The organism is Delftia sp. WSY_12, from assembly GCF_043104645.1.
Lineage (GTDB): Bacteria > Pseudomonadota > Gammaproteobacteria > Burkholderiales > Burkholderiaceae_C > Comamonas > Comamonas tsuruhatensis.
Window position 1 is genome coordinate 171,316 of sequence record NZ_JBICKW010000016.1, and the last position, 16,556, is coordinate 187,871.

A 16,556-nucleotide genomic window follows, 5' to 3' on the forward strand; every position below is an offset into this window, starting at 1 on the left:
AGCGGCGCCCACAGGAACCCGAATCGCCCATGGACAGCTCCCGCCTCCTGCTGCTGGTTGAAGACGATGCAACGTTTGCACGCACGCTGACGCGATCGTTCGAGCGGCGCGGCTACCGCGTGCTGCAGGCCGCCAGCGCCGAGGAAGTGCGCGAGCTGCTGCAGACGCATTCGCCGCAATACGCCGTCATGGACCTCAAGCTGGCCGGCAATGCCTCGGGCCTGAGCTGCGTGCAGATGCTGCACCAGCACAACCCCGAGGCGCTGATCGTCGTGCTCACCGGCTATGCCAGCATTGCCACGGCCGTGGAGGCCGTCAAGCTCGGCGCCTGCCACTACCTGGCCAAGCCGTCCAACACCGACGACATCGAGGCCGCCTTCGGCCGCCTCGAAGGCCGCACCGACGTGGAGCTGTCTCGCAACCCCACTTCCATCAAGACACTGGAGTGGGAACACATCCACGAAACCCTGGCCGAGAGCGACTTCAACATCTCCGAGGCCGCACGCCGCCTGGGCATGCACCGGCGCACGCTGGCGCGCAAGCTGGAAAAGCGGCAGATCAAGTAAGACGGCAGGCACCAAGACAAACCGGGCCTCAAGGGCCCGGTTTGTCATTGCGCGGCCATGGCCCTCAGGCCATCAGCCCAGCCAGAGGTAGTGATCGATCAGCAGTGCCAGGAACAGCATGCTCAGATGCACCAGCGAGAAGCGGAAAGTCCTGCGCGACAGCTCGTCCGAGTAATTGCGCCACAGCGCGAAGGCATAGCCGCAAAAGCCCACGCTCAGCACCACGGCCACCACCAGGTACAGCCAGGAGCTCATGCCGTACATGAAGGGCAGCATGCAGGCTGCGAACAGGATCACCGTGTACAGCAGGATCTGCAGCCGCGTGTACTCGCTGCCATGCGTGACGGGCAGCATCGGCAGGCCCGACTGGCGGTAGTCCTCCACGCGGTACAGCGCCAGCGCCCAGAAATGCGGAGGCGTCCACAGGAAGATGATGAGAAACAGGATCAGCGCCTCGGGTCCGACCTGGCCCGTCATCGCGGCCCAGCCCAGCACGGGCGGCATGGCGCCGGAGGCGCCGCCGATCACGATGTTCTGCGGCGTGGCGGGCTTGAGGATCACCGTGTAGATCACGGCATAGCCCACGAAGGTGGCCAGCGTCAGCCACATGGTCAGCGGATTGGTGCACAGCAGCAGCACCAGCGCACCCAGCGTGCACAGGATGGCCGAGAAGGCCAGGGCCTGCTGGCTGGTCAGCTCCCCGCGCGCCGTGGGCCGCCAGGAGGTGCGCTTCATGCGCGCATCGATATGGCGCTCCACCAGGCAGTTGAAGGCCGCTGCGGCGCCCGCCACCAGCCAGATGCCCAGGCAGGCCAGCGCCATGTGCAGCCACTGGTCGGCGTTGGGCCAGCCCGGCACGGCCAGCACCATGCCGATCAGCGCGCAGAACACGATCAGCTGCACCACGCGCGGCTTGGTCAGGGCATAGAACTGCGTCCAGCGTGAGGACTCGACACTCAGGGAAGCTTGTTTACTCATGCAATCTCTCCACGGGCAACCGGCAACCCGGCCCGCAGCGTGCCCGGGCGACTGGCCGCCAGGCACCAAACAATCACGGTCACCAGCGCGGCTGCGCCACCCGTATGCAGCACCGCGGCCACCAGCGGCCAATCGAGCACCACGTTCGACAGGCCTGTCAGCACCTGCAGCACCAAAAACGCACCCAGCACGCGGCGCTGCAACGCCAGTGCGGGCACTTCACCCAAACGCCACCACAGCCCGGCCAGCGCAGCCACCACCACATAGGCCGCCAGGCGGTGCAGATAGTGGATGGCCGTGAGGCCCGCAAAGCTGATGTTGCTGCCGTCCTGCAGCAGGCCCAGCGGACGCCAGATCTGCAGCGCCTGCGAAAAATCCATGGCCGGCCACCAACTACCCTGGCAGGTCGGAAAACTGCTGCAGGCCAGCACCGCATAGTTGGTGCTGACCCAGCCACCCAGTGCCACCTGCAGCACCAGCAAGCCCAGGCCCAGCCACAGCAGAGCACGCAGGCCCGGGGAAATCACCGTTGCCTGCTGCTGGCGTGCCGCCCGGCTCAGCCCCACGGCGGGCACGCACAGCAAGGCCAGCAGGCCCGTGCCGCCCAGCAGGTGCAGGGTCACGATGGCCGGAAACAGCTTCATGGTTACGGTCCAGGCGCCAAAGGCACCCTGCAGGCAGACCCAGAACAGCGCCAGCGTGGGCCACCAGGGGCTCATGGCCCCCCGCCGTGCGCCTTCCACGCCTTGGGCGCCACCCGCCCTGCCCTGGCGGCGCGCACGCCGCCAGGCCATGATGGTCATGGCGATGATGAGCACGCCCACGGTGGTGGCCAGATAGCGGTGGACCATCTCTATCCATGCCTTGCCATGCGTCACCGGCCCGGTGGGCATGGCGGCCTGCGCCTCGGCAATCTGCGCGCGGGCGCCCATGGGGCTGGCGCTGCCATAGCAGCCCGGCCAGTCAGGGCAGCCCAGGCCGGAATCGGTCAAACGCGTAAAGGCGCCGAACAGCACCAGGTCGAAAGTCAGAAACAGCGTCAGCACCGACAGTGCCTGCAGCCGCTTGAGCGAGCCACCGTTGCGGTTGCGCAGCCACACCCAGGCCAAGGGTCCCAGCGCCAGCAACAGGCCCAGCAGCATCAGCTCCAGAACGGGGGCCAGATCGTACAGCGCCTGCTCGTTCACCTCCGCCCTCCGCAGCGCAGCGTCCACCGGACGGAACCGACCCCAGGCAAGCCGCAAGGCAATGCCACAGGCGCATCCGGTTGGCGACAGCAGAACTTCATAAATGAGAGCAATTTGACGAGAAGGCTCAGCCCCATGCGCGAGATTGGATCGCAGGCCGGGCCCACAGAGAATCAGGACATGCACCCAGATACAGGCTGCGGGACGGCGCCCCATGCACAAGGCCCGCCAAGCGGGCCCGGTCGCTGCAACTTTCAGAGCAGCATGTCTTTGATATGAAACAATTCTACTTGCCTGCGCACCACTCAAGCGCCCAAGCGCGCAGTGCCCCTAGACCGCAGCCAGCTTCTTTTGGCCGGCGTGATGCGGCTTGGGCCGGGCGCACACGAATTTGCGCAGGGTGCCACCCGAGGCATCGGTGGCCCGGCTTTGCACAACTGCTCAGATTCGCTCAGACTCAGACGCCCAGCGTTCCTTAGATTGACGCTTTTACTTGGGGACCGGCAACCGCCGGGTGAGGCCATGATTGCAGGACGCTCGTGGACTGTGCTTGATGGGCGCGGACACGAAATCGGGCGTGTCGAAGGCGATGAATTCGTCCGGTGCGGGACCAGGCTCATCTACCGCATCGATGGGCCGGCGCTGTACTCCATGGACGGCTCGGCCAGACTGATGGGCTTTATCGAAGGGACCGAGGTCAGAACGCGGCAGGGGCGGATCTTTCTCAAATTCCTCGCGCATTGAACTGCGCTGCTCTGATCTGCGCAGCACCGTGCGCATGCAGCGGCAAGCTTTCGGCCCCTTCTGCGCCAGCCGATGACAATCTATATCAATTCATTCATAGCCAGTCGCTAAGACGCACAGATAATTGCCGGCATTCGTGTGAATTGTGAGAAGGGACCGGGCCACGTGCCACGCCCTTCGCATGCTGGAGGATTGGCAGATGAGCGCCCCGGAAATGGAGGCCATACAGGAGCGGCTGAAGAAGCTGCGGGCCGACGAGGCGCAGGTAGCCGAGCAGCTGGAACGGCTGCAGACCCAGAAGGCTGCGCTGGAGCACAGGCAAGCCATGATCCAGGGCGCCTTGGAGGTGCTGGAAGAGATGCGGCAGGAGCTGGAGCCATGAACCGCGGCAAGCCCGGTTCGTCCCCGTCCCCGTCCTCGTCACCGCCCGCCACTGCCCTGCCAACAACCCAGGACTGGCTGGAAAGAATTGCAGCCCTGGATGCCACGCAGCCGCCGCCTACCCCACCTCGTCCGCGCAACACCCGCAAAGCAGCGCGCCGCAAGGCGGTCACCATCGTGGCAAGGCTGGTGCTGCTGGTGCTGCTGGCCATCGCCCTGGCCGTGGCGGCGCAATTGATGTGGGTCAAGTAGCTGCCTGCGGTATACCCTCGCATCCTGGCGAAGTTCCCATATTGTTTGCATGCTCACTTGCGCCTAGCATGGAGGCACACTCAACGCAGTGGAGGTGTCATGGCCGATCCCGAAGAACCGCTGGAAATACGCTCAGAACGCTGGCAGTCGCTGAAGGGGCTGGACATCGCCTCCGTGGATCTGGGCCCCATCTGCGTGGTGCTCTTGCTGACGTTGATCTGCATGGCCGTGATGCTGCTGCTGGCCAAGTCCGGCGCCGAGCAGGTGCGGCAGGCCCAGCCATCGCCCCAGGCCAAAGGCCCTGCTCCCCGACCGCAACCGGCGCAGCCCGTGGCAGAACCCGCCCAGCAACAGACCTGGATACCGGCCTTGCGCACCTGAGCGCGGCAAGGCCGGTCCAGGCCGTAGGTAGCGCGTTCAGACCTTCATCGAACGTGTCGCAATGAAGGTCGGCACGAACTTCTCGATCACAAAACGGGCGTGGGGCTGCCAGTCCTCGTGGAAGCCCGTCAGCACAAGCCCCGCATCCAACTGCCCCCCGATCTGATCGGCCAGCGTATGGCCGAACACCAGGGCCTCGTTGCGCTCGCGCTTGGCCGCAATCGCCTCGGGCGGCAAATCCGCCACATCGGAATACGGCAGGCGCCAGGCGGGCCGCACGAGTCCTTGCTCGCGCAATGCAGGATCACGGTCCTCCACGAAGACCACCGGATTCCAGAAGCTGGACAGAAGACGCCCGCCCGTCGTCAGCACCCGCGCGCATTCACGCCACACGGGCCGCACATCGGGCACGTAGAGGTTGGAGATGGGGTGAAAGATCACATCAAAGCTGGCGTCTGCAAAGACCCCCAGATCGCGCATATCGCCCTGCACGCAGGTCAGCGCAAGGCCTTCGCGCTCGGCCACATGCCGGTCCTGCGCAAGCTGGCCGGCTGAGGCGTCGAAGACGGTGACCTGGGCGCCCGCCGCAGCAAGAATGGGCGCCTGCTGGCCGCCGCCGCTGGCAAGGCAGAGGATGCGCAGGCCGCGTACATCATCCAGCCAGCCGGCAGGCAAGGGGCCTGGCGTGAGCCGCGCCTGCCAGCTTCCGGCGCGGGCCCGTGCTATTTCGGCGCTGTCGACCGGGCGCGACCAGTCGCAGGACTTGGCAGCCTGCTGGTTCCAGGCGGCCGTGTTGTGGGCAAGGATATCGATGGATTCCGTCATGGGCACTCTTTCAAAAATTCCGAAAGGAGGCCGCACGGCGACGCCGGGTTGCGTTCAGGAAACGCAGAGCAATCAACGAACAGGCAGGAGGTGACGCAGGCGTCCGCCGTCGGCCGGCAAAGGGCTTCGGGGGATTGGTCGGACGAAGGTCCGAAGGCGTCACAGGTTCATGTCAGGCTCGCAATGGTCGCAGGAACGGAAGCAAAAATTCTAGGGCTGCCCGAAGCACGCTGTCAAACAGCTGCGGCGCCTTCCCCACACGGTCATGCAAAAGTCACAACCGTGAGACGGCCTGGCTGTAAGTTGAACACGCACCCTCGATGGCGCCGGCTTCTGCTGCGCCTTGGCGCGCCCGCTGACGACCGCCTTTTCCAACCCGGCGCCCAATGGATACCGAGGAGCAACACTTTGAAGGAGAGCTATGCGTAGTCCCAAGAAAGGCAGAGAGCCGATCCGGCTCCTGGACCTGGCCCCCGCCGTCTTCTGCATGCAGTGCGAACAGGAAAAGCCCGCCACAGGCGCCCGCCAATTCCATGCGTGGCACGTGTGCAGCGATTGCTCGCAGAAGCTGGCCCGACTCCCCACGGCGCAAGCACCGACGGCGCACCCTGCGCACTGAGGCAAGCGATTCCCCAAAACGACAGCCCGCCAAATGGCGGGCTTTCTCATGCCCTTTCGGGCATGGGCGGGACCATGACAGTGGATCGCGCCTACCAGGGCGCAAACACCATCATCAGCGCCACGGCCACGACGGCTGCGGCGATGTACATGGTCCGCCTGGTGGCGAACCGGTTGCGGGACGACGACGTGGGCACTTGGCCAGGGGTGTTGGGAGGAGGTGTGTTCATGGCCTCAAGCATGGGTGCCGCCCAGGCACGCCCTTGTCGGACAAGCACAGGTCAGGGAATCAGCGCAAGGCAGGACCAGGCCGTCGGCATTGGCCCATGGCCCGGTGGTCTGAAAGACGAATGGCGCTGCAATCGCTCGCGTGTGCCTCAATATGGGCGGACTCCGCAGATCAGGTGTGAACCGGTGCCGAGAAATCCCAGGCGTTTGCGGGCATGACCGCGCAAAACGCCCCTTCCAGCGTCGCGTTGTGGTGTTCCACAATCTTCTGCGCTGCAAGCTGGGGGGTGTCGGCACAAGTATGTCCATCCGCAATAAGGACGGCATCAAGGCCCAGATCGCGAGCGACCCGGCAATTGGTGTCCACGCAGTACTGAGTCTTCATGCCGGTGATGACCAGGCCGGTCACGTTGCGTGCTTGAAGCTGCTGCAACAGATCGGTGCCTGCAAAGGCGCTTGGGCGGTGTTTTTCGAACACAACCTCACTGCCGTCCAGTTGCAGTTCGGGTGCGAGTTGGGTCAGTGGGCTGCCTGGGCCAATGGGCGTTCCCACGGGACCGATGTGACGAGCCAGAAAAATTGGCGCTCCCGCACGGCGGGCCTGTGCCATCAAGGTATTGATGGTGTCCAGCACCTCGGTGCAGCGCCACATGGGTTCAGGGCCTCGGACCAGGCCGACCTGAACATCGAGGACTAACAGAGCAAACATGAGAACAACTCCTTGCGTGGTGCCGGCGACGCAAGGGCAAAAAAAAGGGCCCTGTCCATCGCTGGCGGGCCTGGGAAGTGGTTCAACTGAGACTCACGGCACTTCACACGGTCCGCAGGAAGCGGTCGTGGAGGTGATAGTGGTGAGAGTGCAGTGAACCATGGAGTTCCATTGTAACGAGCGCCTTCGCCTGTCATCTCAGCACCTATGCGGCTTTTTTGCGTTTGTCGCGCCGCAGATCTCGCCCCTGTAGTTCCGGACGCTGTCCAGCTGTTTTCGGGGGAGACGTCAGGCAAGAACAAGCCCACTGTTAGGGCTTGTCTGCACCTCGGTGTGCTTCACCTTCTTCGACGTCTCGTCACTTCCCAGGATGACAAGGTGCTGCGTCCTTTGCGAGACCAGTTCATGGAGAACCCTCAGGCGCTGACGGATCCGGGCAGCGACTACGCCGACAAAAGCGCCCAGCGTTCGTGATCTCGCCAGCGACCACCGACCTTCATGAATGCGGGCGACAACCCCTCCAACTTGAAACCACAGGACTTCACCAGTGCTATGGCTGCCTTGTTCTCAGGCTGAATGTTGGCTTCCAGCCGATGCAGCTTCGAAGTCCTGAAGACCTGCTTCACGACATGCGCGAGGCCCTCCTTCATCAGGCCCTTCCCTTCGAAGCCCGAGAATGCAAAGAAGTCGATATGGGCAGAGCGGAACGGGTCCATCAGGATGTTCGTGATCTGCACGACCCCGGCAAAACCATCGCTGCACCACTCCCAGATCACAAATGCCGCACCCGACGGCTCCTGCACGCGAGCCAGGTAGCCCTGGAACTCCTGTGCCGTGCTGGGCGGCGAAACCCATGGAGCGTGCAGTTTGCGGCTCTGTCCGACCGCGTCGATGAACTGCTGCTCCAAATCGGCGGTCAGCGTCGAAACGTAGATATCTGTGCCCATGACTTCCCTTCTCTGTGGAAAGAAAAGTGTAGCCAGCCCAGGAATCCGTCGGAAGCCTGGCAGCGCGCTTGCACCCTACAGCTTTGTCAAGTGCACCATTGAAACGACGAAGCCCGCTCGGCGCGGGCAGCCTAAGAATTCGAGTTCGAGCTCGGCGCACCATCAAGAGGCGATGCGCAAGCGCTCGGGTCGAACGATATGGAAGAAATGGCGCGACTGCCAACGGCGCAGCGTTGTGGAGGCGAAGAAGAACTTGCTTTAAGCGGCCGGGCGAAATGGTGACCGTACGCATGTTCGACTGCCAGCTTGTGGAACTGCATGTCCACGTCGGCTTGCTCAATCGCTTTAGCCAGATTGGCCACTCTCAAGCCGCATTCTGTTTGTGCACCAGAACCGACGTCAGTAGGGATGTCTATCTGGAGCGGGCGATGGGAATCGAACCCACGTCTTGAGCTTGGGAAGCTCAGGTCCTGCCATTGAACGACGCCCGCCTTGGCCAAGCCATTGTCGAATCATGCATTTCTTCGCCAAGGGCTTGCATTTCTTGGAAATTTCACGGCGCGCTTGCCGCAGAACCTCAACTTGGCACCCAGCGAATCCATCTTCACTTACGAACTTGGCGTAGGTTCTGGCGTAGGTTTTTGCTCCCTACGCCGTTGGCAATAAAACCTACGCCATGACTCTGGAAGAGATTCTAGTGCCATTCGGTCCGCGTTCTTTCAAGCAGCTTGCTGCGTGGGCACGGGACTCACGGAGTGGTCGAGCATACGAACCTGGGCGGTCTTCGTCAGGGGCTTGCCAGGGGACGGTACGGTCGATGAGGTAGCCAGGAGGAAAGTCTTGGGCGTTATGGAGTTCGCGCGGCACCAGCATGCGCAACGTGATAGCCACGATCCTCCCAAGGCTCGCCCTTGAGCCACACGGTCGCGAACGCCAGGCGGTCGCGCGTGGTGGTCGTGTTCATGGGGTCGCGCAGGTCGCGGGCCGGCGTGCTGTTGAACCCGCCGTTGGCCTGGACCATGAAAGCAGAGGCGAGGTTTTGGCCGCCGCCGCTGGCCGTCGCGGGGCCCAAGGAGCCCTTGATGTATTTGGCGCCGTGGCTCCAGCGCTTGTTGCCGTCCTTGCCCTCGCCGTGTTCCGGACAGGCCAAGTCGTCATGGACAGCTTGATGCTCGTTGTCGGTGTCGCAGAAGACCGGGACCATGCTGCAGGATGGGCAGCGCTCCATGGCGAGCAGCAGCACGGCTGTGCTGTCCTTGCCGCCAGATACGGAAATGACGTGCTTTGTCGCCATGGATTGGGAATTCAGAACATCAAAAGCCCGAGTTGCCTGCACCGTTCGGGCTTCGGGGCGGGTTGCCGGCCTCTTGATGCAAGAGTTAGTGAGCAAATAGATTACCCAAATTGAATCCAAAACTTGACTTGAATTGGAATATCGCAGTCACATGATTGCCAGTTATAGTTAATCGTTTTTTTCAGTTCAAACATCAATGGAGTCGTTATGAATCGTTTTGCCCGTAGTGCTGTGTTCTCTGCGCTCGTATCCTGCCTGGCTACGCCGGCAATGGCGGCCCTGCCTGATTCAGGTATGTGGACGATTGACGGGGAGCTGAACGGCAAGCCAGGACGCGGCATTCAGATCGACAGGCAAAGCGGGCTGAACGTCATCGTCACCTATTACGGCTATAGGACGGACGGGTCGGCACTCTTCCTGCAAGCGGCAGGCCGGTTGAAGGACGAGAAGATCTTCGAGGGGGAGCTGACCGAATACCAGGGCGGTCGCGTGCTGGGAGGTCCGGCGCAAAACGGCGAAGTTGCACAAGTCGTGGGCCCTGTTCGCATCGTCTTCGACACTGAGACATCGGCGTCCATCACGCTCCCCGGCGAAACCACTCAACTGATGAAGAGATTTCGCTTTGAAGACCACTTGAGCCGCCTTCACACAAAATCTTTCAGCTATTCCACCGCGGAGGAAATGGTCAGAAAGGTGACCCCTGGGACGATCCACATCTACGCAAAGGATGGCATCTTTCGGATGGAAGAAGAGTTGGTCAACGGCGGTTCATGCTTTTACGAAGGTGGACTCGAAGTCTCGGGGCAGTCTGTCAACTCCGCCGGGTCCGTGACCTGCAAGGACCCGTCTACTCGACCGAATGTCCATTCCTACAAGGTTGAGAACCTGCAAGTAGACGAGTATGGGGTCTTGACTGGGCGCTTCAACTGGTCCGGGTGGGACACTGCGGGAAATACGCTGAGCAATACGCGCACCGTGGTCGGCATCTGCAGCTCCAATCTGGAGCCGCTTGACGCAAAGGCCTGTCTTGAAAATGGTCACAGCTTCTATACGAAGCCGAATTGATCCGATTCCTTGATCCCAGGCCCACAGTACCGTGCTGAAAGAAAAAAGCCCCTGGCGCGTGCGCGCCCAAGGGCTTGAGGTGCCGCCTAGACTTGGCGCGCACCTGCCTGCTTGGTGTATCGGCAGTCCGTTGCCTAACTTTTGGCTGTTTCGATCAGGAATTGCTCCCTGTCCTTGCCGTCGATCCAGTTCGAGGCCTGCCTCGGTACTTCGGGGTGCCCACGCTGCCCAGGGGGACGACATCGGCAGCCGGCAGGGCGTCGCCGCGGCGGTGGTCTTCGGGCTGGCTACGGGCGTGGGCGCGGCGATTTGTGCGACAAATCCGAGCCAAGCGGGCTACAGTCGCAAGCAACGTTCCATCCAACCTCGGCAGACAGCATGCAGGACACCGTCTCTTGCGAGAGCACCAACGCAGAAATCCGGCTGAGAGGCTTGCGCGTGCAAAGCATGCGCCCCTGCGATTCCTACGTACGCATGCACATGAATCTCGAAGCCTGTGGCTCGCCCGACGCACTGGGCGTCATGCACCACTTCTTCAACTGCTACTGGCTCAACGACCTGGAGCTGCCCTATCTCACCGATCTGCTGGATTTGCGCAATCCGCAGGTGTGCCCCGTCAGCCTGCGGGAGGACGGCTGGGCGCAGATGGAGCCGGACCGACGCCAGGTACGAATCTGCAGCACCTATGGTGATTCACCCTGCGCGTTGATCGCCTGGGAAGAGTTCAGCGCGGCCATGCAGCTCAAGCACCGCTTTCTTTGCCTGATGCGGCAGTACGAGGGTCAGGGCATCCCTCGCTACAGCATCGCTGAAGGCTTCAGGGTTCGCCTGCGTGCACCTGCTCGTGCATAGGCCGGGTGTCCACCCTGGAGACTAGGGACACGGAAATCTTTCCTCCTGATGCAAGCATGAAAAGGCTTTCAGAGGCCAGGGAGACCAGGTGCAGTTGCACACAGAGCATCCTGCATGCAGAAGCCCCTGACGTTTTCGACCGAGCGTCAGCCTGGGGCAAGACCATCCATCCGGCACTCAGGCCATGAGCCCCAGCAGCCAGTCCGCATACTCCACGGTGGCGGGAGTGGTCCCGGAAGGAGGCTTGATGCATGCCGCGCGTGTGGAATTCGCCATGGCGCGTATGTCGCTGGGTGTGTGGCCGAATTTGGCCCGGAATGCGCGGCTGAAGTGGGCCTCACTGGCAAAGCCCAGGCGTGCGGCCACCTCGGCGACACGCAGGCGTCGGTAGGCAGGGTTTGACAGGGCATGGAAGGCCTCTTGCAACCGTCGCTGCTGCACATAGCGCATCACACCCCCCAAAGGTTCGAAAAGGTGGTAGAGCCGGTGACGTGAGATGCCGAAGCACCGGCAAAGCAGCTCGGGCGAGAGGGGAGCGGCCAGGTTTCGTGCGATATGGCGCTTGATACGGTCCAGCATTGCTGCCTGCAATTCAGTCCGAGCCTCGGCCACCGTCCGTAGACTGGGGCGCAGGCAGGCCGCCAGCATCTGGGTAGTGGCATGCACTATGTCGTCAGCCTGCTCCAGGCCGATGGAAGGCAGGCGTCGCTGCAGAGCGCAAAGATGATCTGCCAATAGCCCGGCGAAGATGCTGCTGCCGGTCAACACGGTTCCGTGCAAGCCTGAACTCGATGCACCCATTGCCTGGTCGCCAAGGCTGCGGGGCACGATCAACGAGAGCACATGGGAGTCGTCCGCAACGGTATGCTGGCAGCGAGCCATGTCGAAGAAGACCACATCACCTGCTTGCACCGTCAGCTCGTGACCATCGTCACAGCGCCCTGTGAAGCCGCCTCCCCGGTACCACTGCACCAGATAGTGGTCCAGCCCGTCATGGGCCGCGCGTGCATGTCCGCGCGAGAAGCGCTGTGCACCGAAGCGCAGGTCTCCCAAAAGCAATTGTCCCAAGTGGACTGCATCTACCGAGGCGTGGAAGCCACCGCGCACCGTACCGCGTTCCAGCGGGGTCACATCGAACAGTACAGAGATGCCGCTGCGCCAAGCGTCGAACCTGTGCGCCTCCAGGCACTGCTCGGTGGTGAAGGTGGTGCTCGGCAGGGCTGAGGTCGGAGTCTGCATGTCGAATGATCTGGGCAAAAGAATGCCGTGGTGAAGCCGTCCCTCCGATAGCAGCCAAGGCGTTGCGACACACTCGCCCAGGACGGCTTTCATTTGAGAGCCGCGGCATCGTAACGCAATGTGTGCTGGGGCGAATCAAACTGACGAACGGTAGCCCGTCAAGATGCAACCCAGGCAGTGATGCATGAAGATGCGCAGAAGTTGGTGCCTCGGCAGGTCCAGCAGCCATTCAGCCTGTGGCGGTGGATAGCGTTCACAGGCCTTGGAGAATCGATGCTTGAGTTTCTCAAGAGTCAAAACGGAGTGTTCCATGACCCCTACCACCGAACAAAAACGTGCCAGCTTCCGGGCCCTGCACCGCCAGGGCTGCTTTGTACTGCCCAATCCATGGGACGCCGGCAGCGCCCGCATGCTGCAGGGCCTGGGCTTCAAGGCGCTGGCCAGCACCAGCTCGGGCCATGCATGGTCGCTGGGCCGGCCCGATGGCGCCATCTCGCGCGACATGACCCTGGCGCATCTGCGCACCCTGGTCGCGGCCACCGACCTGCCCGTGAACGCGGACTTTGAAAGCGGCTTCGGCCTGGGTCCGCAGGAGGTGGCAGAGAGCGTTCGCATGGCCTTGGACACCGGCGTGGCAGGGCTGTCCATCGAGGATTCGACAGGCGATGCGGCCAACCCCTTGCGCAGCATCGAGGACGCCGTGGCCCGGCTGCGCGCCGCCCGCGCTGCCATCGACGAGGCAGGCGGCAGCACCTTGCTGGTCGGGCGTGCGGAGAATTTCTTCGTGGGCCGGCCCGATCTGGACGACACCATTGCCCGGCTCAAGGCCTATGCCGAGGCCGGCGCGGACTGCCTGTACGCACCCGGCATCCGCAGCGCCGAGCAGATCCGTGCCGTGGTGGCGGCCGTGGCACCCAAGCCGGTGAATCTGCTGATCGGAGGGGCCAGCGAATGGAGCCTGCAGGATGCCGAGGCCATGGGCGTGCGCCGCATCAGCGTGGGCGGCGCACTGGCGCGCGCAGCCTGGGGCGGCTTTCTGCATGCGGCGCGCTCCATTGCCGAGACGGGGCGCTTCGACGCGTTCGCCCAGGCCACGCCGGGCGCCGAGCTCAATGGCTTTTTTCAGGGCAAGGACTGATCCGAACCGGCCTGCAGCCGCTGCGCGGTCATGACCCAGACCGCGATATCGAGCAGGGCGGCCGCGCGCTCCACCGGCGCGAGCTGCGGGTCCAGCACGCCGTCCATCTGCCGTGCCAGGGCGGACCAGCCCAGCAGTGCGGCCTGATCGGCCCAGGCCCGGCCTGCGGCCAGCAGCGGTGCGCCGGCACCCACCAGGCCTGCGGCCTGCATATCGGCCAGCCAGACCTGGCCCTGTGCCAGCCAATGGCGCAGCGGCGCCTCGGCGTTTTCGTTCGGTGCCGTGCTCATGGCTGCTTCTCCCTGCTGCCCTGCGCTGGCGGCGGCTTCCAGGCCGTGCTGGGATGGTGCCAGTCCGTACTGTCCCGCCAGCGCACCGATGCCACGGCCATCTGCAATCGCCCGGCCACGAATTCCACGCGGCCAAAGACTTCCTGCAGCACCCGGCCGCACGCCAGCTCCCGGCGCAGGGCCTCGCCCGCCCTGCCCTGCATGCCGTGCAGATCGCCGGCCAGGCATATGACGGGGCCGGAGGTTGGCAGCTGCGGTTGCAGCTCCATCGTCCAGCGCTGCAGCAGCAGGTCAGTCTGCGGCAGGCCGCTGCCGCTCACCTGCCATCGCGCCCAAAGGGGCGGCTGCTGGCGCCAGGGGTCTGCATGCAGCTCCTGCAGATGGCGGCGCAGCAGGACCTGGGGGTCGTCGGCCTCCGGCAAGGGGCCGGCCGCCTGGGCCGCCACCAGCCGGGTGGCATCCCGCGCCGAAAGGCGGCCGTCGTCGCTGACCCAGCCGTCCACCAGCACATGAGGACCTTGCAGCAGCTGCCTTGCCGTGAGGCCGCCCAGGGTTTCCGATTCCAGCGCCTGGGCAGGCTCCCATTGCGGATCAAAGCCCTCAGCGCGCGATGCCGACCAGGTCAGGAACCGGCCGCTGGCCGCATCCTGCAAGTGCACCGAAAAACCGCGCTGCCCTCCGCGCGCCAGCCACAGCTCGGCCGCCACGGCATGCAGGCACAGGCCTTGCACGCGCCGGTAGCTGCGCCTATGCACGCCAGCCAGCTCCTGCAGGGGCCGAGGCAGGGGTTGCTGGGCCAGGCCGCGCAGCAGCATCCACAGCGCGGCCAGCAGGGGCGCCACGCGCTCGGCCGCGCCGGCACGGCCCGCGCGCTCGTCGCGCAAGGCGCGCACCAGCAGGTTGAGCACGCTGGAGGGGCGCGGCAGGTCGGCCTGGCGCAGTTCGGTGGACAGTGCCTCGCCCTGATCGAGGAAGGCCGGGCTCATGCCGGCACGGCCCTGCAGCACCCAGCCGGTCAGCCAGAGCCTCACCTGCGCCAGGCGCTGCAGTGCGCCGGCTTCCAGCGCATGCGCAGGCAGCTCGGGCATGGGTGCGCCCGCTGCGCGCCGGGCCTGCAATGCCACCAGGGCGCGGTGCGCGCAGGTGGCGGCCTTGCAGTTGCAACTGGCCGCCGCCAGGCCGCCAGCACGCGGCAGGCGCACGGTCACTTCGTCGGGATTGGAGAGTTCACCGACCAGCGCGGCCGGCGTCTCTTCCAGCACGGCCTCGAAACCCTGTGCCATCCAGCGCAGGGCCTTGCGCTGGGCAGCGCTGCCGAAGGCCCGCGCCACGGCCTCGGCATCGCCCTCCAGCCATGGCGCGATAGGGGCCTGTGCTGCCTCATCGGCCGCCCCTCCGCTGGCCAGGCGCGCGCGCAGGCCCAGCAGCAAGGCGCACAGATGGTGGCAGGGTCCATACGCCGGGCAGCTGCATTGCAGCGTGGCAAAGCCCGCGCCCGTCAGGGTCTGGACATGGCCTTCGATATCGGCCCGGGCATGGCTGGCATCCAGCTCCCAGGCCGCCTCATCCAATGTCGCCAGGGCCTTTGCGCCGCGCTTGAGCAGGCCCTTGTTGGCCCAGTCGGCAATGGCGTCATCGTCCAGGGTGCGCAGCCATTCCTGCATCATGAGGATCGCCCTCCCTGCATGGCACAGGCCAGCCAGTCCACCAGATGGTCGGGCGTCATGGCGCCGATCTGCGCACCGCGTTCCACCAGTTGCGCAGCCAGGTCCCGGTCGTAGTCGGGATGGGCGCGGCGATCCAGGGCGGCCAGCACCAGCACGCGCGCACCGCTGGCGATCAGCCGCTCGGTCTCGGCGATGACGCGGGCCTCGTCATGGCCTTCGTAGAGATCGGTGATCAGCACGACCACGCTGCGGCGCGGCGCGCCCAGCTGCCCGGCCGCATGCGCCAGGGCGGCACCGATATTCGTGCCTCCGCCCAGTTGCGCGCCCAGCAGCAGTTCTTCGGGCGCATGCAACTGGCCGGTGACATCGGCCACCTCGTCGGCGAACAGCAGCACATGGGTGCGCAGGGCGCGCACGCGCGCGAAGATGCTGCCCATCACGGCGCTGTGGATGACGGATTCGTACATGGAGCCGCTCTGGTCCACCAGCAGCCACAGGTCCCAGGTCAGGCGCTGCGCCTCGTTCTCCCTGAAGAACAGGCGCTCCAGCACCAGCACCTGCTCCTCGCTCTGGTAGTGGCGCAGGTTGTGGCGCAGGGTGCGCGGCCAGTCCAGATCGCTCATCTGCCCCTGGCCACGGCTGCTGCGGCGCCTGCGCCGCCGCCCCAGGGCCGAGTGCACGCGCGAGGACAGCCGTGCCTGCAGATCCGCCACCACGCGTGCCACCAGCCGCCGGGCCTCGTCCAGCACCTGCACGGGCAGGCTGGCGCGCACGGCCATCAGCGCGGCCACCAATTCAATGCTGGGCGTGGCCTGGGCCAGTACCTGGGGGTCGCCGAGCAGGCCGTGCAGCCCGTAGCGCGACAGCGCATCACGCTGCAGCGTTTCCACGGCGCTGCGCGGGAACAGGTCGCGCACCTCGCCCAGCCAGTGCACTGCCTGGGGCTCGGGCACGCCGCTGCCGCCCTGGCGCGCGGACAGCCCGCCCGTGCCCTGCCAGGCGTCGGTGCCTGCACCGTCGGGCTGCTCGCGCAGGCGGTGCTCGCGCTGGTAGAGATAGTCCAGTGCCGCGTCGCGGCGCGCATCGGCGTCATCGAGCGGCTGCGCCGCAGCCAGGGGCTGGGCCGCCTCGGGCCCGAGGATGAGGCGCCAGCGCCGCAGGGTGGCGGCATCGATTGCCTGTTCCTGCATTGGCG

At 64.7% G+C, this 16,556-nt stretch carries 19 protein-coding genes and 1 tRNA gene; 8 read left to right on the forward strand and 12 right to left on the reverse strand.

From position 1 onward, the window contains the following. Window positions 1–29: 29 nt before the first annotated feature. Entirely contained in the window at window positions 30–566 is a 537-nt protein-coding gene (locus tag ACF8LI_RS10375) for a response regulator transcription factor (protein ID WP_012205888.1), read from the forward strand. A gap of 72 nt (window positions 567–638) precedes the next feature. Here ACF8LI_RS10375 and cyoE read toward each other — a convergent pair whose 3' ends face one another. Next, window positions 639–1,544, reverse strand: coding sequence for a heme o synthase (gene cyoE, locus ACF8LI_RS10380; RefSeq protein ID WP_392412580.1), 906 nt, complete (start codon window positions 1,542–1,544; stop codon window positions 639–641). After that, window positions 1,541–2,731 carry a heme A synthase gene (locus ACF8LI_RS10385; RefSeq protein WP_392412582.1) on the reverse strand — a complete coding sequence of 397 codons (1,191 nt, stop codon included), beginning with the start codon at window positions 2,729–2,731 and terminating at the stop codon, window positions 1,541–1,543. Before ACF8LI_RS10385 ends, cyoE begins: the two co-directional genes overlap by 4 nt. Window positions 2,732–3,253: 522 nt before the next feature. Here ACF8LI_RS10385 and ACF8LI_RS10390 point away from each other — a divergent pair. The 4 genes from ACF8LI_RS10390 (at window position 3,254) to ACF8LI_RS10405 (ending at window position 4,489) form a co-directional block, all read left to right on the forward strand. Continuing rightward, entirely contained in the window at window positions 3,254–3,475 is a 222-nt protein-coding gene (locus tag ACF8LI_RS10390) for a hypothetical protein (protein WP_017403888.1), read from the forward strand. A 199-nt stretch (window positions 3,476–3,674) separates the two neighbouring features. Then, window positions 3,675–3,857 (forward strand): hypothetical protein, encoded by a 183-nt coding sequence (locus ACF8LI_RS10395; RefSeq protein ID WP_016447190.1) that lies wholly within the window; start codon window positions 3,675–3,677, stop codon window positions 3,855–3,857. Beyond that, complete coding sequence (locus ACF8LI_RS10400; protein ID WP_047216988.1) at window positions 3,854–4,108, forward strand: hypothetical protein; 255 nt, start codon at window positions 3,854–3,856, stop codon at window positions 4,106–4,108. Before ACF8LI_RS10395 ends, ACF8LI_RS10400 begins: the two co-directional genes overlap by 4 nt. Before the next feature lie 99 nt (window positions 4,109–4,207). Continuing rightward, window positions 4,208–4,489: a hypothetical protein gene (locus ACF8LI_RS10405; protein WP_016447192.1), complete on the forward strand. Its 282-nt coding sequence runs from the start codon at window positions 4,208–4,210 to the stop codon at window positions 4,487–4,489. A gap of 36 nt (window positions 4,490–4,525) precedes the next feature. Here the strand turns inward: ACF8LI_RS10405 and ACF8LI_RS10410 are convergent, their stop codons facing one another. The 6 genes from ACF8LI_RS10410 to ACF8LI_RS10435 all read right to left on the reverse strand — a co-directional run bounded on the left by ACF8LI_RS10410 (window position 4,526) and on the right by ACF8LI_RS10435 (window position 9,110). Continuing rightward, window positions 4,526–5,314 (reverse strand): class I SAM-dependent methyltransferase, encoded by a 789-nt coding sequence (locus ACF8LI_RS10410; protein ID WP_017403885.1) that lies wholly within the window; start codon window positions 5,312–5,314, stop codon window positions 4,526–4,528. A gap of 710 nt (window positions 5,315–6,024) precedes the next feature. After that, complete coding sequence (locus ACF8LI_RS10415; protein ID WP_193726258.1) at window positions 6,025–6,162, reverse strand: hypothetical protein; 138 nt, start codon at window positions 6,160–6,162, stop codon at window positions 6,025–6,027. A 170-nt stretch (window positions 6,163–6,332) separates the two neighbouring features. Beyond that, window positions 6,333–6,869 (reverse strand): cysteine hydrolase family protein, encoded by a 537-nt coding sequence (locus tag ACF8LI_RS10420; RefSeq protein WP_082001667.1) that lies wholly within the window; start codon window positions 6,867–6,869, stop codon window positions 6,333–6,335. A 443-nt stretch (window positions 6,870–7,312) separates the two neighbouring features. Continuing rightward, window positions 7,313–7,816, reverse strand: a complete 504-nt coding sequence (locus ACF8LI_RS10425) for a GNAT family N-acetyltransferase (protein WP_074921323.1) — start codon at window positions 7,814–7,816, stop codon at window positions 7,313–7,315. Window positions 7,817–8,233: 417 nt separating this feature from the next. Continuing rightward, window positions 8,234–8,307, reverse strand: a tRNA-Gly gene (locus ACF8LI_RS10430). 356 nt (window positions 8,308–8,663) lie between these two features. Then, a complete protein-coding gene (locus ACF8LI_RS10435; protein ID WP_392412585.1) occupies window positions 8,664–9,110 on the reverse strand; it encodes a hypothetical protein in 447 nt (148 codons plus the stop codon). Window positions 9,111–9,317: 207 nt separating this feature from the next. On the opposite strand from ACF8LI_RS10435, the gene ACF8LI_RS10440 reads away from it, so the two are divergent. Both ACF8LI_RS10440 and ACF8LI_RS10445 read left to right on the forward strand, forming a co-directional pair. Next, a complete protein-coding gene (locus ACF8LI_RS10440; RefSeq protein WP_392412587.1) occupies window positions 9,318–10,175 on the forward strand; it encodes a hypothetical protein in 858 nt (285 codons plus the stop codon). Between the two features lie 480 nt (window positions 10,176–10,655). Continuing rightward, entirely contained in the window at window positions 10,656–11,027 is a 372-nt protein-coding gene (locus ACF8LI_RS10445; RefSeq protein ID WP_237426641.1) for a hypothetical protein, read from the forward strand. Window positions 11,028–11,204: 177 nt separating this feature from the next. Here ACF8LI_RS10445 and ACF8LI_RS10450 read toward each other — a convergent pair whose 3' ends face one another. Then, window positions 11,205–12,266 (reverse strand): helix-turn-helix domain-containing protein, encoded by a 1,062-nt coding sequence (locus ACF8LI_RS10450; RefSeq protein ID WP_392412714.1) that lies wholly within the window; start codon window positions 12,264–12,266, stop codon window positions 11,205–11,207. 310 nt (window positions 12,267–12,576) lie between these two features. Between ACF8LI_RS10450 and ACF8LI_RS10455 the strand changes: the two genes are divergently transcribed. Then, complete coding sequence (locus ACF8LI_RS10455; RefSeq protein ID WP_016451625.1) at window positions 12,577–13,404, forward strand: oxaloacetate decarboxylase; 828 nt, start codon at window positions 12,577–12,579, stop codon at window positions 13,402–13,404. Here ACF8LI_RS10455 and ACF8LI_RS10460 read toward each other — a convergent pair. The 3 genes from ACF8LI_RS10460 to ACF8LI_RS10470 are packed head-to-tail and all read right to left on the reverse strand — an operon-like array spanning window position 13,389 to window position 16,551. Beyond that, on the reverse strand, window positions 13,389–13,694 hold the full coding sequence (locus tag ACF8LI_RS10460; protein ID WP_133072922.1) for a hypothetical protein: 306 nt from the start codon (window positions 13,692–13,694) through the stop codon (window positions 13,389–13,391). The genes ACF8LI_RS10455 and ACF8LI_RS10460 overlap by 16 nt on opposite strands. After that, the gene (locus ACF8LI_RS10465) at window positions 13,691–15,361 is read right to left on the reverse strand and encodes a hypothetical protein (protein ID WP_392412590.1); all 1,671 of its coding nucleotides are present in this window, start codon (window positions 15,359–15,361) and stop codon (window positions 13,691–13,693) included. The genes ACF8LI_RS10460 and ACF8LI_RS10465 overlap by 4 nt, the downstream gene beginning before the upstream one ends. Continuing rightward, window positions 15,358–16,551 carry a VWA domain-containing protein gene (locus tag ACF8LI_RS10470; RefSeq protein WP_392412591.1) on the reverse strand — a complete coding sequence of 398 codons (1,194 nt, stop codon included), beginning with the start codon at window positions 16,549–16,551 and terminating at the stop codon, window positions 15,358–15,360. Before ACF8LI_RS10470 ends, ACF8LI_RS10465 begins: the two co-directional genes overlap by 4 nt. Window positions 16,552–16,556 lie beyond the last annotated feature (5 nt).